The organism is Brachybacterium sacelli, from assembly GCF_017876545.1.
Classification (GTDB): Bacteria; Actinomycetota; Actinomycetes; order Actinomycetales; family Dermabacteraceae; genus Brachybacterium; species Brachybacterium sacelli.
In genome coordinates, this window is sequence record NZ_JAGIOD010000002.1 from 1,163,878 (window position 1) to 1,188,346 (window position 24,469).

26 protein-coding genes are annotated in these 24,469 nt (G+C 72.8%); 17 read left to right on the forward strand and 9 right to left on the reverse strand.

Features of this window, described 5'->3' with window-relative positions:
* Positions 1 to 11 precede the first annotated feature (11 nt).
* The 5 genes from murA to JOF43_RS19665 are packed head-to-tail and all read left to right on the forward strand — an operon-like array spanning position 12 to position 4,806.
* Positions 12 to 1,328 carry a UDP-N-acetylglucosamine 1-carboxyvinyltransferase gene (gene murA / locus JOF43_RS19645; RefSeq protein ID WP_209904843.1) on the forward strand — a complete coding sequence of 439 codons (1,317 nt, stop codon included), beginning with the start codon at positions 12 to 14 and terminating at the stop codon, positions 1,326 to 1,328.
* Between the two features lie 2 nt (positions 1,329 to 1,330).
* Positions 1,331 to 1,891 (forward strand): DUF2867 domain-containing protein, encoded by a 561-nt coding sequence (locus JOF43_RS19650; RefSeq protein WP_209904844.1) that lies wholly within the window; start codon positions 1,331 to 1,333, stop codon positions 1,889 to 1,891.
* Positions 1,888 to 2,691, forward strand: a complete 804-nt coding sequence (locus JOF43_RS19655) for a lysophospholipid acyltransferase family protein (protein WP_209904845.1) — start codon at positions 1,888 to 1,890, stop codon at positions 2,689 to 2,691. The genes JOF43_RS19650 and JOF43_RS19655 overlap by 4 nt, the downstream gene beginning before the upstream one ends.
* Positions 2,688 to 3,677 (forward strand): NAD(P)H-dependent glycerol-3-phosphate dehydrogenase, encoded by a 990-nt coding sequence (locus tag JOF43_RS19660; RefSeq protein WP_209904846.1) that lies wholly within the window; start codon positions 2,688 to 2,690, stop codon positions 3,675 to 3,677. The genes JOF43_RS19655 and JOF43_RS19660 overlap by 4 nt, the downstream gene beginning before the upstream one ends.
* Before the next feature lie 13 nt (positions 3,678 to 3,690).
* The gene (locus JOF43_RS19665) at positions 3,691 to 4,806 is read left to right on the forward strand and encodes a D-alanine--D-alanine ligase family protein (RefSeq protein WP_209904847.1); all 1,116 of its coding nucleotides are present in this window, start codon (positions 3,691 to 3,693) and stop codon (positions 4,804 to 4,806) included.
* Positions 4,807 to 4,816: 10 nt separating this feature from the next.
* On the opposite strand, the gene JOF43_RS19670 is transcribed toward JOF43_RS19665, so the two are convergent.
* A complete protein-coding gene (locus JOF43_RS19670; protein WP_342592240.1) occupies positions 4,817 to 5,314 on the reverse strand; it encodes a DUF3515 domain-containing protein in 498 nt (165 codons plus the stop codon).
* Between the two features lie 63 nt (positions 5,315 to 5,377).
* On the opposite strand from JOF43_RS19670, the gene thiL reads away from it, so the two are divergent.
* Both thiL and JOF43_RS19680 read left to right on the forward strand, forming a co-directional pair.
* Positions 5,378 to 6,376 carry a thiamine-phosphate kinase gene (gene thiL / locus JOF43_RS19675; RefSeq protein ID WP_209904848.1) on the forward strand — a complete coding sequence of 333 codons (999 nt, stop codon included), beginning with the start codon at positions 5,378 to 5,380 and terminating at the stop codon, positions 6,374 to 6,376.
* A gap of 35 nt (positions 6,377 to 6,411) precedes the next feature.
* Positions 6,412 to 7,488, forward strand: a complete 1,077-nt coding sequence (locus JOF43_RS19680; protein WP_209904849.1) for an NAD(P)-dependent alcohol dehydrogenase — start codon at positions 6,412 to 6,414, stop codon at positions 7,486 to 7,488.
* A gap of 3 nt (positions 7,489 to 7,491) precedes the next feature.
* On the opposite strand, the gene JOF43_RS19685 is transcribed toward JOF43_RS19680, so the two are convergent.
* Positions 7,492 to 8,238, reverse strand: a complete 747-nt coding sequence (locus tag JOF43_RS19685) for a Type 1 glutamine amidotransferase-like domain-containing protein (RefSeq protein ID WP_209904850.1) — start codon at positions 8,236 to 8,238, stop codon at positions 7,492 to 7,494.
* Between the two features lie 153 nt (positions 8,239 to 8,391).
* Positions 8,392 to 8,586 (reverse strand): 50S ribosomal protein L28, encoded by a 195-nt coding sequence (rpmB, locus tag JOF43_RS19690; protein WP_209904851.1) that lies wholly within the window; start codon positions 8,584 to 8,586, stop codon positions 8,392 to 8,394.
* Positions 8,587 to 8,829: 243 nt separating this feature from the next.
* Between rpmB and JOF43_RS19695 the strand changes: the two genes are divergently transcribed.
* The 3 genes from JOF43_RS19695 to JOF43_RS19705 are packed head-to-tail and all read left to right on the forward strand — an operon-like array spanning position 8,830 to position 12,183.
* A complete protein-coding gene (locus JOF43_RS19695; protein ID WP_209904852.1) occupies positions 8,830 to 11,043 on the forward strand; it encodes an ATP-dependent DNA helicase RecG in 2,214 nt (737 codons plus the stop codon).
* Position 11,044: 1 nt separating this feature from the next.
* Positions 11,045 to 11,614 carry a 16S rRNA (guanine(966)-N(2))-methyltransferase RsmD gene (gene rsmD, locus JOF43_RS19700; RefSeq protein WP_209904853.1) on the forward strand — a complete coding sequence of 190 codons (570 nt, stop codon included), beginning with the start codon at positions 11,045 to 11,047 and terminating at the stop codon, positions 11,612 to 11,614.
* A complete protein-coding gene (locus JOF43_RS19705; protein ID WP_209904854.1) occupies positions 11,611 to 12,183 on the forward strand; it encodes a GNAT family N-acetyltransferase in 573 nt (190 codons plus the stop codon). Before rsmD ends, JOF43_RS19705 begins: the two co-directional genes overlap by 4 nt.
* 4 nt (positions 12,184 to 12,187) lie before the next feature.
* Here the strand turns inward: JOF43_RS19705 and JOF43_RS19710 are convergent, their stop codons facing one another.
* A complete protein-coding gene (locus tag JOF43_RS19710) occupies positions 12,188 to 12,577 on the reverse strand; it encodes a VOC family protein (RefSeq protein ID WP_209904855.1) in 390 nt (129 codons plus the stop codon).
* Positions 12,578 to 12,649: 72 nt separating this feature from the next.
* Here JOF43_RS19710 and JOF43_RS19715 point away from each other — a divergent pair, with 72 nt between their 5' ends.
* Genes JOF43_RS19715 through JOF43_RS19745 form a run of 7 tightly spaced genes read left to right on the forward strand, consistent with a single transcriptional unit; the run spans position 12,650 to position 17,311 of the window.
* On the forward strand, positions 12,650 to 13,477 hold the full coding sequence (locus tag JOF43_RS19715) for a helix-turn-helix domain-containing protein (RefSeq protein ID WP_209904856.1): 828 nt from the start codon (positions 12,650 to 12,652) through the stop codon (positions 13,475 to 13,477).
* Positions 13,474 to 13,854, forward strand: coding sequence for a DUF3224 domain-containing protein (locus tag JOF43_RS19720; RefSeq protein WP_209904857.1), 381 nt, complete (start codon positions 13,474 to 13,476; stop codon positions 13,852 to 13,854). The genes JOF43_RS19715 and JOF43_RS19720 overlap by 4 nt, the downstream gene beginning before the upstream one ends.
* 19 nt (positions 13,855 to 13,873) lie before the next feature.
* Positions 13,874 to 14,365 (forward strand): pantetheine-phosphate adenylyltransferase, encoded by a 492-nt coding sequence (gene coaD / locus JOF43_RS19725; RefSeq protein ID WP_209904858.1) that lies wholly within the window; start codon positions 13,874 to 13,876, stop codon positions 14,363 to 14,365.
* A gap of 4 nt (positions 14,366 to 14,369) precedes the next feature.
* A complete protein-coding gene (locus JOF43_RS19730) occupies positions 14,370 to 14,966 on the forward strand; it encodes a YceD family protein (protein ID WP_209904859.1) in 597 nt (198 codons plus the stop codon).
* Complete coding sequence (rnc, locus tag JOF43_RS19735) at positions 14,966 to 15,718, forward strand: ribonuclease III (protein ID WP_209904860.1); 753 nt, start codon at positions 14,966 to 14,968, stop codon at positions 15,716 to 15,718. Before JOF43_RS19730 ends, rnc begins: the two co-directional genes overlap by 1 nt.
* Positions 15,719 to 15,722: 4 nt before the next feature.
* Positions 15,723 to 16,679 carry a bifunctional DNA-formamidopyrimidine glycosylase/DNA-(apurinic or apyrimidinic site) lyase gene (gene mutM / locus JOF43_RS19740; RefSeq protein ID WP_209904861.1) on the forward strand — a complete coding sequence of 319 codons (957 nt, stop codon included), beginning with the start codon at positions 15,723 to 15,725 and terminating at the stop codon, positions 16,677 to 16,679.
* 32 nt (positions 16,680 to 16,711) lie between these two features.
* Positions 16,712 to 17,311 (forward strand): response regulator, encoded by a 600-nt coding sequence (locus JOF43_RS19745; RefSeq protein WP_209905410.1) that lies wholly within the window; start codon positions 16,712 to 16,714, stop codon positions 17,309 to 17,311.
* A 10-nt stretch (positions 17,312 to 17,321) separates the two neighbouring features.
* On the opposite strand, the gene JOF43_RS19750 is transcribed toward JOF43_RS19745, so the two are convergent.
* From JOF43_RS19750 to JOF43_RS19770, 5 genes are read right to left on the reverse strand one after another with little or no spacing between them, the layout of a single operon-like run.
* Complete coding sequence (locus tag JOF43_RS19750) at positions 17,322 to 18,464, reverse strand: GAF domain-containing sensor histidine kinase (RefSeq protein WP_209904862.1); 1,143 nt, start codon at positions 18,462 to 18,464, stop codon at positions 17,322 to 17,324.
* Positions 18,461 to 20,128 carry a thiol reductant ABC exporter subunit CydC gene (gene cydC / locus JOF43_RS19755; protein ID WP_209904863.1) on the reverse strand — a complete coding sequence of 556 codons (1,668 nt, stop codon included), beginning with the start codon at positions 20,126 to 20,128 and terminating at the stop codon, positions 18,461 to 18,463. The genes JOF43_RS19750 and cydC overlap by 4 nt, the downstream gene beginning before the upstream one ends.
* Positions 20,125 to 21,783, reverse strand: a complete 1,659-nt coding sequence (cydD, locus tag JOF43_RS19760) for a thiol reductant ABC exporter subunit CydD (protein WP_209904864.1) — start codon at positions 21,781 to 21,783, stop codon at positions 20,125 to 20,127. The genes cydC and cydD overlap by 4 nt, the downstream gene beginning before the upstream one ends.
* Positions 21,780 to 22,862 carry a cytochrome d ubiquinol oxidase subunit II gene (cydB, locus tag JOF43_RS19765; RefSeq protein ID WP_209904865.1) on the reverse strand — a complete coding sequence of 361 codons (1,083 nt, stop codon included), beginning with the start codon at positions 22,860 to 22,862 and terminating at the stop codon, positions 21,780 to 21,782. Before cydB ends, cydD begins: the two co-directional genes overlap by 4 nt.
* Positions 22,863 to 22,880: 18 nt before the next feature.
* Complete coding sequence (locus JOF43_RS19770; RefSeq protein ID WP_209904866.1) at positions 22,881 to 24,437, reverse strand: cytochrome ubiquinol oxidase subunit I; 1,557 nt, start codon at positions 24,435 to 24,437, stop codon at positions 22,881 to 22,883.
* Between the last annotated feature and the right edge of the window lie 32 nt (positions 24,438 to 24,469).

Consider the following 24,469-nt stretch of genomic DNA (forward strand, 5'->3'; position numbering starts at 1 on the left):
GCAAGGACACCATGAGCTCGACATTCCACGTGCGCGGAGGACGGCCCCTCGACGGTGAGATCACCGTCCGCGGGGCGAAGAACCTCGTCTCCAAGGCGATGGTCGCCTCTCTGCTGGGGGAGGGCCCGAGCGTGCTGCACTCGGTCCCGGACATTAGCGACGTGCGGATCGTCTCCGAGCTCCTGTCCATCCACGGGGTCAAGGTCGAGCGCGACGTCGCCGGCGGCACCCTGCGCATGGATCCTTCGAACGTCGAGCGTGCGCACGTGGCAGACATCGACGCCCATGCCGGCAGCTCCCGTATCCCGATCCTGTTCTGCGGCCCGCTGCTGCACCGTCTGGGCGAGGCGATCATCCCCGACCTCGGCGGCTGCCGGATCGGGGACCGCCCCATCAACTACCATCTCGACGTCCTGCGCAACTTCGGCGCCGTCGTCGACAAGCGCGAGATGGGCATCTACATCACCGCGCCCCACGGGCTGCGGGGCACCCGGATCCACCTGGAGTACCCGAGCGTCGGCACGACCGAGCAGGTGCTGCTGACCGCGGTGCGGGCGCAGGGCGTCACCGAGCTCACCAATGCCGCGGTCGAGCCCGAGATCGAGGACCTGATCGCGGTGCTGCAGAAGATGGGTGCGCTGATCTCGGTGCAGACCGACCGCACCATCACCATCGAGGGCGTCCAGGAGCTGGGCGGGTACGAGCACGTGGCGCTGCCCGACCGGATCGAGGCGGCCTCCTGGGCCTGCGCGGCGCTGGTCAGCAAGGGATCCGTCTTCGTGCGCGGCGCCCAGCAGAAGCCGATGGCGACCTTCCTGAACACCTTCCGCAAGATCGGCGGGGGGATGGACATCACCGAGGCCGGGATCCACTTCCACCATCCCGGCACTCCGCTGCGGGCGATCGCGGTCGAGACCGACGTCCACCCCGGGCTGATGACCGACTGGCAGCAGCCTCTGGTGGTCGCCCTCACCCAGGCCGACGGCATCTCCATCGTCCACGAGACCGTCTACGAGAACCGTCTGGGCTTCACCTCCGCGCTGAACGACATGGGCGCCCACACCCAGGTCTATCGGGAGTGCCTGGGCGGCTCGAGCTGCCGCTTCGGGCGCAGCAACTACAACCACTCCGCCGTGATCTCCGGCCCCAAGACGCTGCGCGCCGCGGACATCACCGTCCCCGATCTGCGCGGGGGCTTCTCGTACCTGATCGCGGCGCTCGGCGCCGAGGGGGTCTCCACCATCCGCGGCATCGATCTCATCGACCGCGGCTACGAGTCCTTCCGCGAGAAGCTCACGGCGCTCGGCGCCGAGTACTGGGAGGACTGAGGATGGCCGACGACATCTCGCCCCCGACCGTGGGCGGTTCCCTGGCCCTGCGCGACATCCCCATCCCGGACTACTGCGATGTGGTCATCGTCCCCACCGCCGGGGTCGAGGAGCCCGATCCGCGGGTGTGGGCCGACGCGATCTTCTCGCACGAGAATACGCCCCTGTCCAAGCGCGGGGCTCGTGCCCTGCGCGACGAGGCGATCCGGCTGTTCGACATGGTGCCGCCCCCGGAGAAGGAGTACGTGGCCGACGAGGTCGTGGGCTCCGAGGCGCTGATCATCGACGACGACGCGAACCTGCGCCTGCGCATCGGTGTTGCGCTGCTGCCCGGCGGGGAGCTGCTGCAGGTGACCACCGCCGTGAAGTACCGCTCCGTGCGCGGACGCCTCGCCTTCGCCCCGCGACGGCTGATGCACGCGGCCGCCGTCAACACCCTCGCCCGTCGCGCCCCCACGACGCTCCGCCGCCGCACCATGGTCGGCGGCACCTCGGGTGGGAGGTCCCTGACCGGCCAGGCCACCCGCCGGGCCCTCGGCCGCTCGTCCGACGCGCCACGGTGAGCACCGGGCTGCTGCGCAGCTGGGACGTGGGCACCGCGCGCCCTCCGTCCCGCCGCGCCGGGGCGGTGATCGGCCTCGCCCAGCTCCCGCTGCGCCCGCTGCTGAGCCTGCTGACCCGACCCACCTGGATCGGCACCGAGAACCTGCCCGCGACCGGAGCGGTGATCGCCTGCGGGAACCACCAGGGGCCCCTGGACGCCTTCGCCTACGGCCACCTGCTGCAGGCCTCGGGCCTCGCCCCGCGGTTCCTGGCCAAGGAGGCCATGTTCCGGGTGCCCGTCCTGGGCACGGCGCTGCGGCTGGCCCGCCAGATCCCGGTCCGTCGCGGTTCCTCGCGCGGCACGGACGCCCTGGACGACGCCCGGGAGGCGCTCGGCCGCGGCGAGCTGCTGATGCTCTTCCCCGAGGGCACCTATACCCGTGACCCGCAGCTGTGGCCGATGCAGGCCCGGCTCGGAGCGGCCCGCCTCGCCCTGGACACCGGGGCGCCGTTGCTGCCGCTCGCCGGTTGGGGCGGCCGCAGGCTGTGGCCCGTCGGCTCACCGCTGCCGCATCCCGGCCCGGGCCGCCGCTTCGAGATGCGGGTCGGGCAGCCGTACACCGTCGCGCACGAGGAGGGCGAGACCACCCACCAGGCCGCCCTCCGCGTCACCGCGGACCTCATGGCCCGCATCGCCGCGCTGCTGGGCGAGATCCGCGGCGAGCGGCCGCCGGCGGTCCTGCACGACGGGCGGCGCGACGACCACCGGCCCGAGATCGGCAGGCCGCAGCGCGGCTACCGGGCGGTGAGGCAACGATGACCCGTCTCGCCGTGCTGGGGGCCGGGAGCTGGGGCACCACCTTCGCGCAGGTCCTCGCCGACGGTGGCAACGAGGTCGTGCTCTGGGCGCGCCGCGAGGAGATCGCCCGCGAGATCCGCCGCGAGCATCGCAACAGCACCTATCTCGGCGACCGGATGCTGCCCGAGGCCGTCCACGCCACCTCCTCGCCGGAGGAGGCCCTCGAGGGGGCCGAGGGGATCGTCCTGGCGATCCCCGCCCAGTCGATGCGGGCCACCCTCAGCGCATGGCCGGCGCTGCCGCCCGTCCCGGTCCTCTCGCTGACCAAGGGCATCGAACGCGGCACCGACTCCCGCATCAGCCAGATCATCACAGAGGCCGGGGGAGTGGACCGCGAGCGCGTCGGGGCGCTGTCGGGACCGAACCTCTCGGCCGAGATCGCCGAGCGCCGCCCCTGCGCAAGTGTCGTCGCCGCCGAGACCGAGGGGCTGGCCTCCGCCCTGGCGACCTGGTGCGAGGCGCCCTACCTGCGCGCCTACACCTCCACCGACGTGGTCGGCGTCGAGATCGCGGGGGCCGTGAAGAACGTCATCGCGATCGCGGTGGGCGCTGCCACGGGACTCGGGCACGGGCACAACACGACCGCCAGCCTCATCACCCGGGGCCTGGCCGAGACCACCCGGCTCGGCGTCGCCCTCGGCGGCCGCCGCGAGACCTTCGCGGGACTCGCCGGGATGGGCGACCTGGTGGCCACCTGCGCCTCGCCGCTGAGCCGCAACCATCGTCTCGGCCTCGCCCTGGGCCACGGCCTGGACGTGCGCGAGGCCGCCGCCGAGGTGGGACAGACCGCCGAGGGCGTCGCGACCGCGCGGGCCGTGGCGGACCTCGCCGCCCGGCTCGGCGTGGACATGCCCATCACCGCCGCCGTGGTCGATGTCGTCGATCACGATGCCCGCATCGACGAGGTCACGACAGCGCTTCTGGCACGCGGCGTGCGGCCCGAATGACTACCCTGCGAGCATGAGAACCTCCGTCGCCCTCCTGTTCGGCGGCCGCAGCGGCGAGCACGGCATCTCGTGCGTCACCGCCGGCGGCATCCTGGCCGCGATCGACCGCGAGCGCTTCGACGTGACCGCCGTCGGCATCACTCGCGAGGGCCGCTGGGTGCACGTCTCCGACGACCCCTCGGACTGGACCCTGGTCGACGGCCGCACCCCCGAGGTGAGGGCGGAGGGCCCCGAGGTGCTGCTGCCCGCGACCCGGCACCGGGCGGGGGAGCGCAGCGTGCTCCGCCGGGTCGAGGACGGGGTCGTGACGGCGCTGGCGGAGATCGACGTCGTCCTGCCGCTGCTGCACGGCTCCTACGGGGAGGACGGCACCATCCAGGGCATGCTCGAGATGTTCGACATCCCCTACGTGGGCAGCGGGGTGCTCGCCTCGGCAACCTGCATGGACAAGGCCGCCACGAAGGCGGCCCTGCGCGCGGCCGGACTGGAGTGCGCGCCCGGGATCGTGGTCCACGAGGACCGCTGGGCCGAGGGCGCCGACGAGGTGCTGGCCCATCTGCGGCGCCATCATCGACCTCCCTGGTTCGTCAAGCCTGCCCGCGCCGGCTCCAGCCTCGGCGTCACCCGGGTCGACGACCCCGCAGAGCTCGAGCACGCGATGAAGTCCGCCTTCGTCGAGGACCCCAAGGTGCTGATCGAGGAGTCCGTTACGGGCCGGGAGGTCGAGTGCGGCGTGCTGCAGGGCGTCGACGACCGCGGACCGCGCACCACCCTGCCCGGGGAGGTCCTCGTCGGCGAGGACCTCGAGTTCTACGACTACGAGGCGAAGTACTTCGGCAAGGGCACGGTGAGCATCGACGTGCCCGCCGGGCTCCCGGACGCCGTGCTCGAGGAGGTGCGCGAGGTCGCCGCGCGGGCGTTCACGGTGCTGGGCCTGGAAGGCCTGGCAAGGGTGGACGTGTTCGTCACCGCCGAGGGGCGAGTGGTGGTCAACGAGGTCAACACGATGCCCGGCTTCACGCCCTACTCGATGTTCCCGGTGCTGTGGGAGAACATGGGGCTGCCCTACGCGGACCTCGTCGCCGATCTGCTCGAGCGGGCGCGCAGCCGCCGGCTCGGGCCCCGCTGAGGCGTTCCCCTCAGGACTGCTCGGCGTCCCCGGGGCCGACGCAGTGGTCCGTCGCCTCCAGATTGCGGTCGATGACCTGCGCGAGGTCGAGGGCGGCCGCCGACGGCTGGTCGGGGGCGGCGGACCGCGGCACGGTCACGTCGATCGCGGGCTCGCGCCCGTAGGTCGTGTACAGGAACGTGTCCCCCTCGAGCTCGCGGACGATCCAGTCGATCTGCACCCCGCTGCCGTCCTCGAGGGTGGTGCAGATGTCCGTGGTGGGTCCGGGCGGGGTGACGCCGCAGCGCATCACCACGGTGTCCTCGCCCTCGCCCCAGGCGGCCGTGCCCTGACTCGAGGTCTCGACCCGGTCCATGCCCAGCACCTGCGGCGGGGCACCCAGGATGATGTCGGCGCAGAGGGGATCGGTGGCCGCGGGGCCGGCGGGCACCTGCACGGTGCCGCAGGAGGCGAGCGTAAGCGTCATCAGGCCCGCGACGGCCAGGGCGGGAAGGCGGGAGCGGAGCACGCCAGCAGGGTACCGCCCGAACCTCCACCCGGAACCGAAGGGGTGCTCCGGCACACTGGGGGCATGATCGATGACGCGCCCCAGGGGGAGGCCGGGCTCCTGGCCCGCATGCTCCCGCACCTGTCCGCCTCCGACCGCCTCGAGGTCGGCCCCGGGGACGATGCGGCGGTGGTGCGCCTGCCCTCGCCGCGAGTGGTGGTCACCACCGACTCCCTCGTCGCGGGCCACGACTTCCTGCCCGCCACGACCACCCCGCGCTGGATCGGCCACAAGGCCGCCGTGCAGAACCTCGCCGATGTCGCCGCCATGGGCGCCCGCCCCCTCGCCCTCGTCGCCGCCCTCTCCGCGCCCGCCGAGACCCCGGCCTCCGTGTTCGAGGAGCTCACGATCGGTCTCGCACGACGGGCCGAGGCCGATGGCGCCCACGTCGTCGGCGGCGACCTGGGCCGCGCGGAGCAGCTCACGGTGACCGTCACCGCCCTCGGCACCCTCGAGGAAGGACAGGCGCCGGTGCTGCGCTCCGGCGCCCGCCCCGGCGACGTCCTCGCGATCGGTGCACCGCGCCTGGGCCGCTCCGCCGCGGGGCTCGCGCTCGTGCTGTCCGGGCGGGTCGAGGTCCGCGACGGCGCGGTCCACGGCGCCGGAGACCATGCGGACCTGGTGACCTGGCACGACGCCCCCGATCCGGTGCTGAGCCGGGGGTGGACCGTCGGCCGCACCGCGAGCGCCATGATGGACCTCTCCGACGGGCTGGTGCGTGACGGGACCCGGCTCGCGCGCGCCTCCGGAGTGCTGCTCGACCTGGACTCCGACGCCCTCGCCCCCGACGTGGAGCAGCTGGCCCCCGTTGCCCGCCTGCTCGCGACGGACCCCTGGCCGTGGGTGCTGCACGGCGGCGAGGAGCATGCGATGCTCGCGACCTTCGCCACCCGCGAGGTCCCGGCCGGCTTCCGCAGGATCGGGCGCGTGCTGCCCGCCGAGGGAGAGAAGGACCACCGCGTGCTCCTGGCCGGGGCGGGGATACCCGGAGCCGGCTTCGACCACTTCGAGGCGTCGGTCTAGGCTGGGGGCAACCCCCAGCTCCGAAGGAGATCCCCATGTCGATCACGGTCAAGGCACTGCAGAAGACCGGCCCGGACCAGCCGTTCCGTGTCGCCACCCTCGAGCGTCGGGACCCCCGGCCCGACGACGTCGTCATCGACATCAAGGCCGCCGGGATCTGCCACAGCGACATCCACACGATCCGCAACGAATGGGGCGAGGCGCACTTCCCGCTCACCGTGGGTCACGAGATCGCCGGCGTCGTCGAGGCCGTGGGCGAGGAGGTCACCGACTGGGCCGTCGGCGACCGCGTCGGCGTGGGCTGCCTGGTCGACTCGTGCGGGACCTGCGTGGAGTGCCGTGCGGGACAGGAGCAGAACTGCCTCAGCGGCAACGTCGGCACCTACAACGCCCCCGACGTCGACGGCTCGATCACCCAGGGCGGCTACGCCCAGAAGGTCGTGGTCAACGAGCGCTTCGTGTGCCGGATCCCCGACCAGCTCGACTTCGACGTCGCCGCTCCGCTGCTGTGCGCCGGGATCACCACCTACGCGCCGCTGGCTCGCTGGGGCGCCGCGGAGCCGAAGGACGGCTCCCCGAAGAAGGTCGCCGTGCTGGGCCTGGGCGGCCTCGGCCACATGGGGGTGCAGATCGCGGCCGCCATGGGGGCCGAGGTCACGGTCCTGTCCCGCTCCCGCAAGAAGGAGCAGCTGGCCATCGACCTCGGCGCGCAGCAGATGCTCGCCACCACCGAGGACGGCTTCTTCGCCGACCACCGCGGCGAGTTCGACCTCATCCTGAACACCATCAGCGCCGACATCCCCGTCGATCAGTACCTGCGCCTGCTGGCGCCCCGCGGCGTGCTGGCAGTGGTGGGCCTTCCCCCCGAGCAGCAGGGGCTGGGCTTCGGCTCGCTGATCGGCGGCGGCAAGGTCCTGGCGGGCTCGAACATCGGCGGCATCGCCGAGACCCAGGAGATGCTCGACTTCTGCGCCGAGCACGGCATCGCGGCGCAGATCGAGACCATCGGGATCGAGGAGGCCGACGCCGCCTACGAGCGTGTGGTCGCCGGCGAGGTGTTCTTCCGCGCGGTGATCGACACCTCTACCTTCGAGGGCGCCGAGGTCGCCTGAGCCTCAGGCCAGGGAACGCACCGGGAGCTCGCGCTCGACCACCTCGCCGGCGTGGTCGAGCGCGATCCGGGAGGCCTGCGCACCGTCCACCTCGGTGACCGCCTCCACCAGGTCGGTGCCCCGGTACAGCAGCCCTGCACCGTCGTCGGTGCAGACCGCCGGCCCGAGCGTGCCCTCGGCGACCAGCTCACGGATCAGCGGGCGTCGGCGCTCCTCGGAGTCCATGTGGACCCCGTTCGCGCCCGGGAGGAAGCCCAGGCCGTTGGTGACCGGCGCGAGGTGCGGTCCGAAGGAGTCCGTCACCCCCGCCTCGAACCAGCAGAGGGACCCCGCGGAGATGCCCGCGAGCACCACCCCGTCCTGCCAGAGACGATGCAGGATCTGGTCCAGCCCGTGGGCGCGCCAGATGGCCAGCAGGTTCACCACCGAACCGCCGCCCACCCAGATCACGTCGAAGCTGCGCAGATAGCTCTCCACGTCCGCCACGTTCGGCATGGAGAACAGGCTCAGGTGGTGCAGCTCGTAACGGGCGTCCCGCGCGGCTTCCCACATGTCCCGCTGGACACCGAGATGGTCACCGGAGGCGGTGCCGAGGTGGCAGGTCCGCGGCGGCCGGTCGAGGTCGCTGCCGAGCCCCTCCCGCCCGAGCTCGACGGCGAAGGCCATCATCGGCCCGAAACCGAAGCGCAGGCGCGGGTGGGGGAGGTACCCGGCACTGGTCGCCAGGATGGTCGGTGCCGATGCAGGCAAGGCATGCTCCTCAGGCCGTGGACCACACGGTGTGCACCGCGCCGTGCACAGAGACGTACCTGTTCTCGTGGCACCTTCCGAGACGCACGAGAGCCCCCACCCGAGGGGTGAGGGCTCTGTGGGGCGAGACTCGGCGGTCTCGTGGGGACCCGCTCAGGCGCCGAGCGCGCTGACCTTGCCTGCCTTGAGGCAGGAGGTGCACACGTTCACGCGCTTGCTGGTGCCGTTGATCACAGTGCGCACGGACTGGATGTTCGGGTTCCAGCGACGCGAGGTGCGGCGATGCGAGTGAGACACGTTCTTGCCGAAGCTCGGGCCCTTGGCGCAGATGTCACACGTGGAAGCCACTGTCGTCTCCTGAAAAGTCGAATTCTGGTCGAGTGCCCGCCCGTTCCCGCGACGTCACGTCGGAGGCGGTGACCGTGGGTGAGCGCGGGGGCGCCGGCCCCCGGAGGTCAGGGCAACCTCGGAATCATATCGCAGGTGGCCGTCGGCCTGAAGAGCGGGGACCGCCCGCGCCCTGTGGATTCCGACACAGCGTCGTACCCCGATGGCACCATGGTCCTCGGACCAGGGACGAGGAGGACGGACATGGCCAGGAGACGGGAATCCGCCCGAGGCTCGATGCCGCTGTCGGAACTGCTCGAGCGCCGCGAATCCCGTGCCATGGCGTCCTTCGGGGTCCGGGACCTCGACACCATGATGCGCTTCGCACCCCGGCGCTACACCACCCCCGCCCCGCTGCGCTCCCTGCACGAGGTCCACGAAGGTGAGGAGATGAGTGCGATCGTCTCCGTCCTGACGCTGCGCGAACGCCGTATGCGCAGCCGTCAGGGCACCATCCTCGAGGTCGATGTCTCCGATGCCGTCGAGGAGATCACCCTGACCTTCTTCCTGGCCAAGCAGCACCTGGTCGACTGGCACCGCAAGCATCTCCAGGTCGGCGCGCACATCGTGGTGCACGGCATCGTCAGCCGCAACAAGCACACCGATCAGCCGCAGATCACCCACCCCGCCTACGAGGCCTACGAGGACACCCCCGAGGGGCGCCTGCGCGCCCAGCGGCCCCTGCCCGTCTACCCGCTGCGCAAGAACATCGCCCAGCGCACCATGCGCTCGGCCACCGAGAAGGGGGTCGAGTTCGCCGACTCCCTGGCCCGTCCCGTGCCCGAGGAGATCGTCGCCGCCCGCGGCCTGGCACCCCTGCCGCAGGCGGTCACCGGCGTCCACCTGCCGACGACGGTGCAGGACACCCGCGAGGGCATGGCGCACCTCGTGTTCGAGGAGGCCTTCGTGCTGCAGGCGATCTTCGCCCAGCGCCGCGCCCTGGACGCCCGCACCCCCGCTCCTGTCCTGGGGGCCGAAGGGCCCCTCCAGGGCGCCTTCGAGCAGCGCCTGCCCTTCGAGCTCACCGCCGGTCAGCGCGAGATCGGCGACGGGATCATCGAGCGGGTGCGACGAGAGCATCCCACCAGCGTGCTGCTGCAGGGCGACGTCGGCTCCGGCAAGACCGTCATCGCCCTGCGCGCCATGCTGCGCGCGGTCGATTCCGGTCACCAGGCCGCTCTGCTGGCCCCCACCGAGGTCCTCGCCGAGCAGCATCACCGCACGGTCACCGGCCTGCTCGGGGACCTCGCCCGCGCCGGTCAGCTCGACGGGCACGCCGACGCCACCCGGGTGCGCCTGCTGACCGGCTCGCAGAAGACGTCCGAGCGCCGCGCGACGCTGCTGGATGTCACCTCCGGCGAGGCCGGGATCGTGATCGGCACCCACGCCCTGCTCACCGAGTCCGTCGAGTTCGCCTCCCTGGGCCTGGTCGTGGTCGACGAGCAGCACCGCTTCGGCGTCGACCACCGCCGCCGCCTGCGCACCAAAGGGCCCGCCGGCACCAGCCCGCACGTCGTGGTGATGACCGCGACCCCGATCCCGCGCACCGCGGCCCTGGCGACCGTCGGCGACCTCGACGTGCTCACCCTGCGCGAGAGCCCCGGCCGGAGGGCGGGCGTGACCAGCTTCGTGGTCCCCGAGACCCTCCGGAACTGGGAGACGCGCATGTGGGCACGAGCCGGCGAGGAGATCGCCGCGAGCCGACAGGTGTTCGTGGTCTGTGCCCGGATCGACGAGACCGACGAAGCTCCTCCCGCCCCCGCGGTCCTCGACGCCGACGGACAGGTCGCCGAGACCCGGCTCGAGGAGGCGCGCGGGGTCACCGCGACCGCCGAGCGCCTCGCGCTCCGACCCGAGCTGGCCGGAGCCCGGATCGGCGTGCTGCACGGCCGGATGGCCGCCGAGGAGAAGCAGCGGACCATGGACAGCGTGCTCGCCGGAGAGATCGACCTGCTGGTCTCCACCACGGTCATCGAGGTCGGGGTCGACGTCCCGAACGCCTCGGTGATGATCGTGCTGGACGCCGAGCGCTTCGGCGTCTCCCAGCTCCACCAGCTGCGCGGTCGCGTCGGGCGCGGCGAGCACGCAGGCATCGCCTTCCTGGACACCCGCCTCGCTCCGGGCAGCCCCGCGTTCACGCGCCTCGACGGCATCGCCGGAGCGGCCGACGGCTTCGCCCTGGCGGAGCTGGACCTGCAGGTGCGCGGCGCCGGGGACCTGGTGGGGGAGGAGCAGTCCGGCCTGCAGCGCACCCTGAGGTACCTCGACGTGATCCGTGACGCCCGTGTCATCGAGCAGGCCCGCGAGGACGCCTTCGCCGTGATCGCGGCGGACCCCGACCTCGACGGTCACCCCGATCTCTCCGGTGCCATCGACAATCGACTGCGCGACGCCGACCCCGACGTGGAGAGGAGCTGACATGCCGCGGATCATCGCCGGAGACCTCGGAGGGCGCACCGTCCCCGGACCCCCCGGGAAGGGGACGCGACCCACCTCCGAGCGCGTGCGGGAGGCGCTGTTCTCCCGCCTGGACGGCTGGGACGCTCTGGACGGGGCCCGGGTGCTGGACCTGTACGCGGGCACCGGGGCGCTCGCCCTCGAAGCGCTCTCGCGCGGCGCCGCGCACGCCCTCCTGGTCGAGCTGCACGGGCCGACCGCCAAGCAGCTGCGCCGCAACGCCGCGGACCTCGGCCTCGCGGACCGCTGCGAGGTGCGCGCCGGGAAGGCCGAGAACGTCGCCGCCCAGCTCGAGGGCCAGGAGTTCTCCCTGGCCTTCCTCGACCCGCCCTACGACGTGACCACCGAGGCCCTCGAGTCCCTCCTGCACACGCTGCATCCGGCGCTGACCGACGATGCGCTGGTCGTCGTCGAGCGCTCGCGCCGCTCCCGCCCGATCACCTGGCCCACCGACTGGGCCGACGACGGCACCAGGATCTACGGCGAGACCGTGCTCCAGTTCGGGGGGCCCGTCCGCGAGGAGGAGGCATGACCCCCACACTCGCCGACCTCGACTGGCCGCTGCGCACCGAGCACCTCGTGCTGCGCCCCGGACGCGTGGAGGACGCCGAGGCGGTCTGGCCCTGGTACCGCTTGCCGGAGGTCCAGGAGTGGACCACCACCCTCAGCCCCACCCTCGACGACCACCGTCAGAGGTGGGCGAGGGGCCTGGAGGACTGCGTCGTCGGCCTGTGCGGGGACCGGGTCGTGGCGGCCGGGAAGGTCGCACGGGGCACCGCCTGGTCACAGGCGGACATGGCCGCGCAGGCCCGCGGTCGCCAGGCCGAGCTGGGCTGGGTGCTCGACCCGGGCGTCCAGGGCCGGGGCCTGGGCACCGAGTTCGCCGCGGCCCTGCGCGATCTCGCCTTCGACGGGCTCGGGGTGCGTCGCGTCGAGGCGCAGTGCTTCGCCGACAACGTCGCCTCCCGGCGGGTGATGGAGAAGATCGGGCTGCGCCTGGAGGGCGTGTTCGTCGAGGAGTCCCTGCACCGCAGCGGACGGTGGCTGGACGGGATGAGCTGGGCCCTGCTGGAGCGCGAGCACCGCGCCCGCCGGGGCTGAGCGCTCAGCCCCAGGCGGCGGAGTCGGTGAGGCAGAAGGCGTGCCCGGCGGGGTCGCGCAGCACGATCCAGGTCTCCCCGGGCTGTGGTGCCACTCGTTCGGCGCCGAGCTCCACGCAGCGCGCGGCGGCGGCCTCGAGGTCCGCCACGGCGAGGTCGAGATGGAACTGCTTGCGGCCGTCGTCCGGCCACGAAGGCCGCTGATGATCACCGATCGCACCGATGCCGAGAGCGTGCGAAGGGCCCTGCAGCATCGCGTACTCCTCGCTCAGGTGCAGGATCGGCCAGCCCAGCACGGCGTGCCAGAAGCGTGCGATCGGCTCCGTCTCGGCGGCATCGAGGGTGATCATGGCCAGGCGGGCCACGGGGGCTGGGGCAGCTGAGGTGTCGGTCATGTCTGCCAGACTCCCCTCATGGACGAGGGTGGCGATAGGACGAACGCGACAGCCCCAGCCGCGCCTCGGCACATGTACGGGCACGTCCTGGACCCGGAGGAGTTCCTCACGCGCGCCCGCTACGACAGCGCCGCCCCGGAGCCTCGCCTGCGTCGCTGGGTGGAGCGGTACTGGTCCGTCTCCTGGGAGCTCGGCCCCGACCGGGCCTGCCAGGTCGCCACCCTCGATGAGCCCTCCGTGCACCTCACCCGGGAATGGGGAGGCATCCGCCGTGACGGCGTCGACGGTGCCGGCACCTGGATCACCGGACCGGTCACCCGCGGACGTTTCGACGTCACTCAGCTCGGTTCCGGAGGCGTCCTCGGCGTGAGGTTCCGCCCCGGCGGCACCACCGCCTTCGCCGACGCGGACCTCAGCGCCCTGCGCGATGCCGCGGTGCCCGCCGCCGCCTGGTTCGGCGACGACCTGCCCCCAGCAGATCTCCCCGGCACGGCCACACGCGCCGCCGGCGCGCTGGATGTCTGGCTGCTCGCCCGTGCCCCCCGCGAGGACCCCGGATACGCGGCCTTCTGCGACCTGCTCGCCCTGCTCGAGGAGCCCGAGATCACCGGCACCGCACTGCTCGAGCAACGCTCCGGTCTCAGCATCCGCTCCCTGCAGCGCAGGTTCCGCCGTTTCGTCGGCGTCGGCCCCAAGCACATGCTCCTGCGGTCACGGGTGATGGACGCCGTGGCCGCGATCGACGGCGGCGATCCCCGCGGGATCGGCGACCTGGCCCAGGACCTCGGCTGGTTCGACCAGTCCCATTTCCTGCGCGATTTCCGGGCGGTGACGGGACGCACCCCGTCCTCGTACGCCGGTTCCCGCGGGGACGGCGGAGCTGGGATACTGCTCCCATGACGAGCATCACCGCCGCTTTCACCGTCGACCTGCGTCCCGGCGAGGACCTGCCCGGGGCGGCCGGCCGCTTCGAGCTGACCAAGACCTGGACCGGCGCGCTGGAGGGGACCAGCCGCGGCACCATGCTCACGGCGGGCGATCCCGCCACCGGCGATGCCGGATACATCGCGAGCGAGGTCTTCGAGGGCACCCTCCAGGGCCGCTCCGGGACCGTCGCCCTCCAGCAGCTGGGCACCATGGCGGGCGGGGAGCCCGCTCTCGAGTACGTTCTCGTGCCCGGCTCCGGCACGGAGGCGCTCGCCGGGACCCGCGGCACCCTCACCATCGACGGCATCGACGACGACGGCGTGCATCGCGTGAGCATCTCGCTGGTCTGAGCCGCACTACAGTGGCGCCATGAGCACCGTCGTCCTGCCCGGCTCGTTCGACCCCTTCACCCTGGGCCACCTCGACCTCACCCGTCGGGCCGCCGCGCTCGGGCACCGGGTGATCATCGCGGTGTCCCACAACCCCTCCAAGCAGGGGACCCTCGATCTGGACACCCGGAAGGCCGCGATCTCCGCCAGCGTCGACCACGCGGGCCTGTCCGCGGACGTCGAGGTGCGCACCCTGCCCAAGGGCCTGCTGGTCGACTTCTGCCGGGAGATCGGGGCGGGCGCCGTGGTGCGAGGGCTGCGCTCCCAGCTCGACCTCGCCTACGAGGAGCCGATGTCGCGGATGAACCACCACCTCGCCGGTCTCGAGACCGTCTTCCTGCTCACCGATTCCGCCTACGCCCACATCTCCTCGTCCCTGGTGCGGGAGGTGCACGCCCTCGGCGGTGACGTCTCCGACATGCTCCCGTCACCGTCCCTGGACGCACTGCGCGCCGCCTCGCCCGTATCCTGAGCTCATGTCTGCCGACACCCCGCCCGTCTCCCCGCTCGATGTCGACCTGCGCGTCGACGCCGTCGACCTCATCGGCCGCACCGGTTCGCACCGGCATCTCGAGCGCACCGTCCCGGCCCCCGCCCGCGAGGTTGGCGGCGGCGCGATGCAGGCCCCCGAGGGCCAGCCGCTCGCCGTCGAGGTCGAGCTCGAATCGGTCGTCGAGGGCATCTTCGCCCACGGCACCGTGACCGCCCATCTCGAGGGGGAGTGCTCGCGCTGCCTCGACCCGGTCGAGCAGGACGTCACCGCGCGCCTGGACGAACTGTTCATGTACCCCGAGAAGGTCAAGGCCGACGAGCGCGAGGACACCATCATGCTCACCGGCGACGCCGTCGAGCTGGGCACGCTGGTGCGGGACGCGCTCGCCGAGGAGGCCGATGACCGGCCCCTGTGCCGCGAGGACTGCCCGGGACTGTGCGCCCAGTGCGGGTTCCGCATGGAGGACGACCCCGAGCATCACCACGACGTCATCGACGACCGCTTCGCCGCCCTGCAGGGCCTGTTCGAGGAGACCGAGGAGAGCTCCGAGCAGGGCGCCTCCGAGGACGAGGAGCGCTGATGGGTCGCCGGCGCCGCGCCACCGAGGCCACCGACCCCGCCGGCCTGCTCCGGGACCTTCCGCTGGACGGCGCCCAGGCCGAGGACCTGCGCTCCTCCGAGCTGCTCGATCTCGCCCTGACCCACCGCTCCTTCTCCTACGAGCACGACGGGATCGCGCACAACGAACGCCTCGAGTTCCTCGGGGACGCCGTGCTGCAGCTGGCGATCACCGAGCAGCTGTACGCCACCCACCCCACGCTGCCCGAGGGCGATCTGGCCCGTCGCCGTGCCGCGACCGTGAGCACCCGCGCGCTCGCCGTGATCGCCTCCAAGCTCGACCTGGGCGCCTACGTGAAGCTGGGGCGGGGAGAGGACCTCACCGGCGGCCGCGCCAAGGCCTCCATCCTCGCCGACACCACCGAGGCCGTGATCGGCGCCGTCCACCTCGCCCTCGGCCAGAGCATCTCGCGCCGCTTCGTGCTCGACCTCATGGCCCCGCTGCTGGATTCCGACGAGTTCCTCGAGACCAGCTACGACTTCAAGTCCCGCCTGCAGGAGATCGCCGCGGCCGCGGGCGCCCGCCCCACCTACCGCCTCACCGAGGACGGCCTCGAGCACGCGAAGGTCTTCACCGCGACCGTGAGCGTCGAGGGCGTGGTCACCGCGCAGGGCGAAGGGGCCTCCAAGAAGGACGCCGAGCTCGCCGCGGCCCAGTCCGCGGTGCGCACCGTCCTGGCCGAGCGCGGCGAGTCGCTCATCCCCCGGGGCTGACGGCGTGCCCGAGCTGCCCGAGGTCGAGGTGGTCCGGCGCGGCCTCGAGCCCCGCACCGTCGGCCGCCGGATCGAGGACCTCGAGGTGCTCGATCCTCGGATCCTGCGCCGCCAGAGCGGGGGCGTCGACCGTCTGCGAGGGGCGCTGGCCGGCACCCGCATGACCGCCGCGGTGCGGCGCGGGAAGTTCCTGTGGTGGCGGCTGGCCGACGAGACCGGTCAGGACACCGGCGAGGCGCTGATGGCCCACCTGGGCATGAGCGGCCAGCTGCGCGTGCGCACCCCCGCCGAGGCGACCGCACCCGCAGCCTCCGAGGGCCCCGCCCCGGACCCGCTGCGCCACCGCCGCCTCAGCCTCCACCTCGATGACGGCACCGCGATCGACCTGATCGACCAGCGGATCTTCGGCGGCCTGTGGGCCAGCCCGCTCGAACCCGGCGCCGACGGCGCCCCGGCCGGGCTCGGCAGCCCGGATGCGCTGCTCCCCGCCGCTGCTGCCGGCCTCGCCCGTGACCTCCTCGACCCGGCGGCGGACCTGCCCGCCGTCGCCCGTGCGCTGCGCACCCGCCGCGCCGGCGTGAAATCGCTGCTGCTCGCCCAGGACCTGGTCAGCGGCATCGGCAACATCTACGCCGACGAGGCGCTGTGGGAGGCGCGCACCCGCTTCGACACCCCCGGTACGGCGCTCAGCCAGCGCCGGGCGCTCGCGATCCTGCGCGCGGCCGGCGAGGTCATGGAGCGCGCCCTGGCCGTCGGCGGCACCAGCTTCGACGCCCTGTACGTCGACGCCGACGGACGCAGCGGGTATTTCGCCCGCTCGCTGGCCGCCTACGGGCGGGACGGGAGCCCGTGCACCCGCTGCGGTACGGTGCTTCGACGGGTCCTCCACCAGGGACGGAGCAGCCATTTCTGCCCCCGGTGTCAGCGTCCCGTCCCTCGATCCCGGAAGGATGTCCCGTGAGCGCGACGAAGGAGCCCGATGAGGTCCGCGTGATGCTGGTCGACGACCACGAGGTGGTCCGCCGCGGCATCGTCACGGTGATCGACGCCCAGGACGGCCTGAGCATCGTGGGGGAGGCGGCCTCGGTCGCGGAGGCGACCCGTCGCCTGCCCGCGATCCGCCCCGACGTGCTGGTGGTCGACCTGCAGCTGCCCGACGGCACCGGTCTCGACGTCATGAGGGCCGCCCGCAGCGCCGCCCCCGAGCAGCTGATGCTGGTGCTGACCAGCTTCGACGACGACGCCGCACTGGGTGAGTCCCGCGCGGCCGGCGCCGCCGGGCTGATGCTGAAGTCGGCCCGCTCGCAGGAGATCGTCGCCGCCATCCGCGCCGTGCACGAGGGCCGGTCGGTCTGGCCCGCCGATCATGTCGCCGAGGGCCCGGAGCTGTCGGAGTCCGATCAGCGCATCGTCGACCTGATCGGTGACGGTCACTCGAACCGGGAGATCGCCGAGGAGCTCGGCATCGCCGAGAAGACGGTCAAGAACCGCGTGACGGTGATCCTGCAGACCCTCGGCATGCAGCGCCGCACGCAGGTCGCGGCCATGGTGGCGGCACATCGCCGTGCCGGCTGGAAGCAGGGCCCTGCCTGATCACCGCTGGTCACACGGCCGGCAGGGTGACCCGCCAGGAGATCATCGTGCCCGGTTCGAGGGAGATCGCGTCGACCCAGCCGGAGTGACGCCGGGCCCGGCTGGACATGTTCGCCAGCCCGCTGCGCCGCTGCACCGACGGGTCGATCCCGCGCCCGTTGTCGGAGACGTTGATCTGCACCACCCGGTCCACGCCCTCGCTGTACACGCTCACCGAGACCGCGACCGCGCTGGCGTGCGCGTGCCTCGCTGCGTTGGCCAGGCCCTCGCGCACCACCGCGACCACGTCCTCGGCGATCTCGGCGGGCAGCTCCGCGTCCATCTCCGCAGGGTGCGGGGGCAGCCGCAGCGCCGGCACGAAGCCCAGACCCGCGGCGGCCAGTCCCACCTCGTGGCGCAGCTGCTCGGTCAGCGTCGCCTCGAGCCGTTCGCGGCGCAGCGACTGCACGATCTGCCGGATCTGGGCGACCGCGTTCTCCACCCCCTGCACGGAGGCGGCGACCGAGGTGCGGATACGGGTGTTCGAGGGCGGCTCGCCGGGGGCGGACAGCGCGTCGGTGAGGCCCTCGAGCTCCATCCCCACCGCGAACAGCTCCTGGATCGCGAGATCATGCAGGTCGCGCGCGATCCGGCTGCGCTCGTCGTCGAGCTCGCCGGAGACGCCGAGGGTCGGGGCGCGCAGGGTGAGGGCGATGAGGCCGGCCAGGGCGTCGAGGCGTTCGCGGTCGGCCGCGGTGAAGGGGGCCGACGGGTCCTCCGGCCTGCCGCGCAGCACAGCGAGCACCCCGACCCCGTGCTCGGCGGCGTCGATCACGGCCAGCAGCGCGCGATGCTCCTGCTCCCCGACCGCCAGGGACCCGATCTCCTCCAGGGCGTCGGCGTCGGCGTCCTCGAGCGCCCGGCCGGCGGGGGAGGAGGGGTCGATGCCGGCCCCGAGCAGCGCGGCGGCGTCGAGCCCGTCGACCAGCTCATGGGCCCAGACTCCCGGTGCGAGCGGGAGCACGAGGGAGGCGCTGCGAGCGTCGAGGTCGGTGCGGGCGGAGCGGACCAGCAGGTCCAGCAGGTCCTCCGTGTCCCCACCCGCGAGGACGGCGCCGGCGAGGTCCTGCACCCGCGGCCGGTCGGCCCGGGGCGGCGGGGTGGTCGTGGTCATCGGCCCTCCTCGAGACGGGTACGGGCATTCTCGCCGATGTGGAGCACCGGGGTGGCGGGGGGAATCGCCTCGGGTCGATGGGTGACCACCACGACGGTGCTGTCCGCGGGCACGAGGGTGGTCTCGGCCGGATCCAGCAGCGCCCGCAGCAGGGCGTCCCCGCGGGCGGTGTCCAGGTGCTCGGTGGGCTCGTCCAGCAGCAGCACGGGGCCGCGGCGGATCACCGCCCGGGCCAGCAGCAGCCGCCGCCGCTCGCCGCCGGAGACGGTGGTGCCGTCCGACCCCAGCAGGGTGTCCAGGCCACGGGGGAGGGTCGCGACCCAGTCGTCGAGGCCGACGGCGGACAGGGCCGCGGTGATCGTGCCGTCGTCGAGGTCGCTGCGGACCACCTTGAGGTTCTCCCGCAGCGTGGTGGCGAAGACGTGCGCGTCCTCGGCGAACAGGGTCACCGCCGAGCGCAGCGGGGCGTCGTCGGTGAGCTCGACGCGGCCCTCGAGCGGCTCGAGCAGCCCGGCGAGGGTGGCCAGCAGCGTCGACTTCCCGCTGCCGGAGGCCCCGACCACGGCCAGGCGCGCGCCCGGCGGCAGCTCGAGGTCGAGGTCCGCCACCCGCGGCGCCCCGGCGCTCCATCCCGCGCTCAGCCCCACCGCCCGCAGCGTCGGGGCAGTACTGCGCGCGGACGACCGGTGCACTTCCGGCGTCGGCTGCCCGACGATCTCCGAGAGGCGAGCGGCGGCGGCCCGGGAGCGCGCGTACTGCGAGGCGGCCGCGGGCAGGGCGCTGGCGGCCTCGAAGGAGGACAGCGGCAGCAGCAGGAGCACCCCGACCTGCCCGGCCGAGGCGCCGCCCTCCGTCCATGCCGCCCCCGCGGCCAGCAGCGAGCCGGCCACCGCCAGGACCATCGCCAGCGGCACCGCGGCGGAGGCCACCGCGGCCGGCAGCGCGGCCCGGTCGACCGCCTTATCGTGCGCGGCCTGACGGGTGCGCAGCTCCGCCAGCGCCTGCTCGAGACGCCCGTCGATCCGCAGCGCGGTGGCGTCGTCGAGGATCTCCAGAGCGCCGGCACCCACCGCCGCACGGGAGGTGACCACGGCCTGCTCGGTGAGGCGGGCGGCACGGTAGGCCGCGAGCGGGGCGAGCAGGCTCGCCACCGCCAGGGCCACCAGCATGGTCACGGCCGCCAGGAGGGACAGGGGAGTGATCGTGGCCAGCACGACCACGCCCATCACCACCGCGACCAGTCCCGGCACGAGCGCGGTGACGACGTGGTCGCCGAGCTCCTGGGCGTCGTCCCCGAGCCGCGAGAGCAGGTCGCCGCGGCGCAGCCGGGTCAGCGCGTCATCGGTGCGTGAGGCCAGCGCGGTGAACAGGTTCGTGCGCAGGGAGACCACCCCGCGCAGGGCGACGTCGTGGGCCAACATGCGGTCCAGCCAGCGGAACACGCCGCGGGCGATGCCGAGCGCGCGCACCATCACCACCGCGACGGTCAGGTCCAGCACCGGCGGCATCGTCCAGGCCCTCGTGACCAGGTACGCCGAGACGGCGGCCAGCGCGAAGGCCGCCGCGAGGGTCGCGCAGGAGGCGAGCACCGCGGCCAGCAGTCGGCCGCGGGGGATCTCCAGGGCGCGCTCGGCGCGGCGCAGAGGGGTGACGGGGGCGGTCATCGGGACACCTCCACGGCGGTGACGTCGTCGGCGACCTCGACCAGGCGGGACCGGTGGGCGATGACGAGAACGGTGCGTCCCTGCGCGCGCAGGGTGCGGATCAGCTCGAGCACCACCTGCTCGGTGGCGCCGTCGAGGTGCGCGGTGGGCTCGTCGAGCACCACCAGCGGGGCGGGGGACAGCAGCGCGCGGGCGAGCGCGAGTCGCTGGCGCTGACCCAGGGAGAGGCCGCTGCCGGCCCGCCCCAGATCTGCCTCCCAGCCGCGCTCGGCGACCACCGCGTCCAGACCGGTCGCCGCGGCGACACGCTCGAGCTCGGCGTCCGGGGCCCCGGGCCGGGCGGAGGCCAAGACCTCGCGCAGGGTCCCCGGCGGCAGCACCGGTCGCTGGGGGAGCAGCGAGACCTGATCCCACAGGCCGCGGCGCTCCAGCTCCCGCACGTCGGTGATGCTGCCGTCGGCCTCGATCACCTCGGCCCGGCCCTCGTCCGGCTCCAGCAGCCCCAGCAGCACCTGGACCGCGGTCGTCTTGCCGGCTCCCGAGGGACCGGTCAGGGCCAGCACCCGCCCGGGGCGCAGCACGAGCTCGGCGCCCGAGGGCGCCTGGCCGTGCCGGGACCGGACGGAGACCCCGCGCAGCGCGAGCGTCGCGGAGCGCAGGTCCGGCGCGGGGGCCGACCCGTCGGCCGGCGGCTGCTCGTCGAGCACCGCGAAGGAGGCGCTGACGGCCGCGAGCCCGTCGGTGGAGGCGTGGTACTGGGCGCCGACGTTGCGCAGCGGCTGGTACACCTCCGGCGCGAGCACGAGCACCGCGAGGGCGGGGGCGAGATCCATCTCGCCGTACACCAGGCGCATGCCGATGCTCACGGCGATCAGCGCGACGCAGAGGGTGGCCAGCAGCTCGAGCACCATGGAGGAGAGGAAGGCGAACCGCAGCGACCCCATCGCCGAGGCGCGGTGGCGGTCCCCGAGGGCGCGCACCATCGTCTCGGGCCCTCGCTCCCGGCCCAGCGCCCGCAGGGTCGGGAGTCCGTCGACGAGGTCCAACAGCTGGGTCCACAGCGCGCGCATGTCCGCCAGCAGCTTCTCGGACCGGCCGACGGTGAGCTTGCCGACCAGCACCATGAACAGGGGCACCAGCGGCAGGGTGACGACGGCGATGACGGCGCTGAGGGGGTCGAGGATCCCGATCGTCAGCAGGCACAGCGGGGTGACGGTCACCGAGAGCATCAGCTGGGGGACGTAGCCGACCAGGTAGGGCCGCAGCTGCTCCACGCCGGTGGTGGCCAGCGACGTGAGATCGGCGCCCCGACCGGCGCCGCCTCGGGGCCCCAGGGTCGCCGCATGGGAGACGATCCGGCCCCGCAGCTCACCGATCGCATCGGTCGCGGCCCGGTGCGCCGTGCGCTGCTCGACCAGGACCGCCCCGGCCCGCAGCGCCAGCGCCGCGACCAGGACCAGCAGCAGACCGGGAGCGTCCTGCGGGACCTCCCGCGCGACCAGCAGCTGCGCCCCGATCCGGGCGATCACCAGGGCGGTGACGATCACGCACGCGGTCTGGACCAGCCCCAGCACGACGGTGCGCAGCACATGGCGGCGGGCGGCGCGGACCTCCCGCACCAGGCGGGGGTCCACGGGGGCGCGACGGGTGCTCACTCCTGCTCGAACGCCTCGCGATAGCCCTTCTTGGCCTTCGCCAGCAGCTGCGAGCCCGGGGCGGGGCCCTCCTCGTCGGTGATCCGGTGGCGGAAGACCCGGTAGGTCCAGATCGAGTAGCCGATCACCACCGGCATGACCACGCACAGCGCCACCAGCATCACGGTCAGGGTGTGCTCGGTGGAGGAGGCGTTCATGACCGTCAGCGAATGCGCAGGATCGTTGGTGGCGGGCATGACCTCGGGGAAGAGCCCGCCGAAGAGGGTGATCGTGGCCGCGGCGATCGCGGTGGTGGATCCGAGGAACGCGAAGCCCTCCCGGCGCGCCCTGTTCAGCGGGAGTACGGCCACCAGCGCGAGCGCCGCGACCAGCAGCGGGATCCAGGTCAGCGCCGTGTTCGAGTGGGCCAGCTGGAACCACAGCAGGAAGGCGGCGGCGGCCGCGATCGTCGGCCACACCAGGATCCCCGCGAGGCGGTTCGCGTCCTCGCGCAGCGGGCCGTCGATCTTCAGGGCCAGGTATCCGGTGCCGTGCAGCCAGAACAGCAGCACGAACACCACCCCGCCCAGCAGGGCGAAGGGGTTCAGCAGTCCCGGCAGGGAGGTGATGACCCAGGACCGCTCGTCGATCGCGACACCGGCGACGATGTTGGAGATCGCCACGCCCCACAGCAGCGGGGGTGCGAAGCCGCCGAGCACGTGGACGAGGTCCCAGCTGCGGCGCCAGCGGGCGTCGTCGACCTTGTCGCGCCACTTGAAGGCGCACACCCGGACGATCAGCACCAGCAGCAGGGCCAGCAGGGCGAGGTAGAAGCCGGAGAACAACGTGGCGTACCACTCCGGGAAGGCCGCGAACAGCAGGGCGCCACCGGTGATGATCCAGACCTCGTTGCCGTCCCAGACGGGGCCGATGGTCGACAGGATCGTGCCGCGGGTCCGGTCACCGCGGCGCCAGAAGGCGGCCACGTTCATCTGGACCCCGAAGTCGAAGCCCTCGAGTACGAAGTAGCCGAGGAAGAAGAAGGCGATCAGGGCGAACCACAGGGTCTGCAGGACCGTGGGCTGGAGCAGGGCGTCCATGAGCGGTGGGGTCCCTTCTCAGTAGTCGAAGGAGAGCGTTGGGGTGTCGAGTTCCGCGGTGTCCGGGTCGCGCTGAGGCAAGGGCACGCCCTTCAGCGCGGCCTTGCGCATCATGAGGAACCAGATCACCGCGAGCACGCCGTAGACGAGGGTGAAGGCCGACAGCGACGTCGCGACCATCCAGGCGGGATGGCCGGAGACGGCCTGGGTCGTCATCAGCCGGATCGTGGGGTCGTCCGGGTTGGGATGGACGACCCAGGGCTGGCGGCCCATCTCGGTGAACACCCAGCCCGCAGCGTTGGCGAAGAAGGGCATCGGAATCGCCAGCACCGCGAACCACTGGAACAGCCGCGAGCCGGTGGTGCGGGCCTTCTCCCCGCGGCCGCGGGTGACCCACAGGGCCCAGAAGGCGAGGATCCCGCTGAAGGCCGCCAGTCCCATCATCAGCCGGAAGGACCAGTAGGTCACGAAGAGGTTGGGACGGTAGTCCGCGGCGGTCTCGTCGCCGTGCACGTCGGTGACGGTCTCGCCGAACTGCTCCTTGTACTGGGCGTTGAGGTCGTCCACGCCCTGCAGCTCGGCATCGAAGGTGTGGGTGGCGAGGAAGGAGGTGACGTACGGGACCTCGATGAGGTGGGTGACGCCGTCGCAGTCGGTCGAGAAGGCGTCGGGGCCGCCGACGGCGAGGATCGAGAAGGAGGCGCCCGTCTGGGTCTCGCACAGCGCCTCGGCCGAGGCCATCTTCATCGGCTGCTGCTTGAACATGATCTGGGCCTGGAAGTCGCCGGAGACGACCAGCGCGATCGCGGCGATGAACATCGCGATCACGCCGAAGCGCACGGTGGGGCGGAACAGGTCGCGGGCCGCATGGTGATGGTCCTGCCCCTCCTCGGTCGCCAGGCCGATCGCGCGGGCCTTGTTGTGGTGGCGGACCATGTGCCAGGAGGCGATGCCGGTGACGAAGGCGGCCGCGACCAGCCAGGCCCCGGCGACGACGTGGGGGAAGGCCGCGAGGGTGGTGACATTGGTGAGCACCGCGAGCAGCGAGCCCTGCGAGGGGTCGAGCTCGGCGCGCCCGGTCTCCGGGTTCAGCGCCGCGCCGACGGGATGCTGCATGAAGGAGTTGGCGGCGACGATGAAGTACGCCGAGGCGGTGGTGCCGGCGGCCACGGCCCAGATCGTCAGCAGATGGATCTTCTCGGACATCCGGCCCCAGCCGAAGATCCACAGCCCCAGGAACACCGATTCGAGGAAGAAGGCCACCAGGCCCTCCAGCGCGAGCGGCGCGCCGAACACGTCGCCGACGTAGCGGGCGTACTCGGACCAGTTCATGCCGAACTGGAACTCCTGGACGATGCCGGTGGCGATCCCGATGCCGAAGTTGACGATCAGCATGGAGCCGAAGAACTTCGTCATCCGCGTCCAGGCGTCCTTGCGCCCGGGGTCCTTCGAGAACAGTGCGGTGGTCTGCATCATCGCCACTAGCAGCGACAGACCGATGGTCAGCGGCACGAAGATGAAGTGGTACACGGTGGTGATGCCGAACTGCCACCGTGCGATGTCCAGGGCTTCCATGGATCCTCCTGGGTGTACGACACGCCGTCATG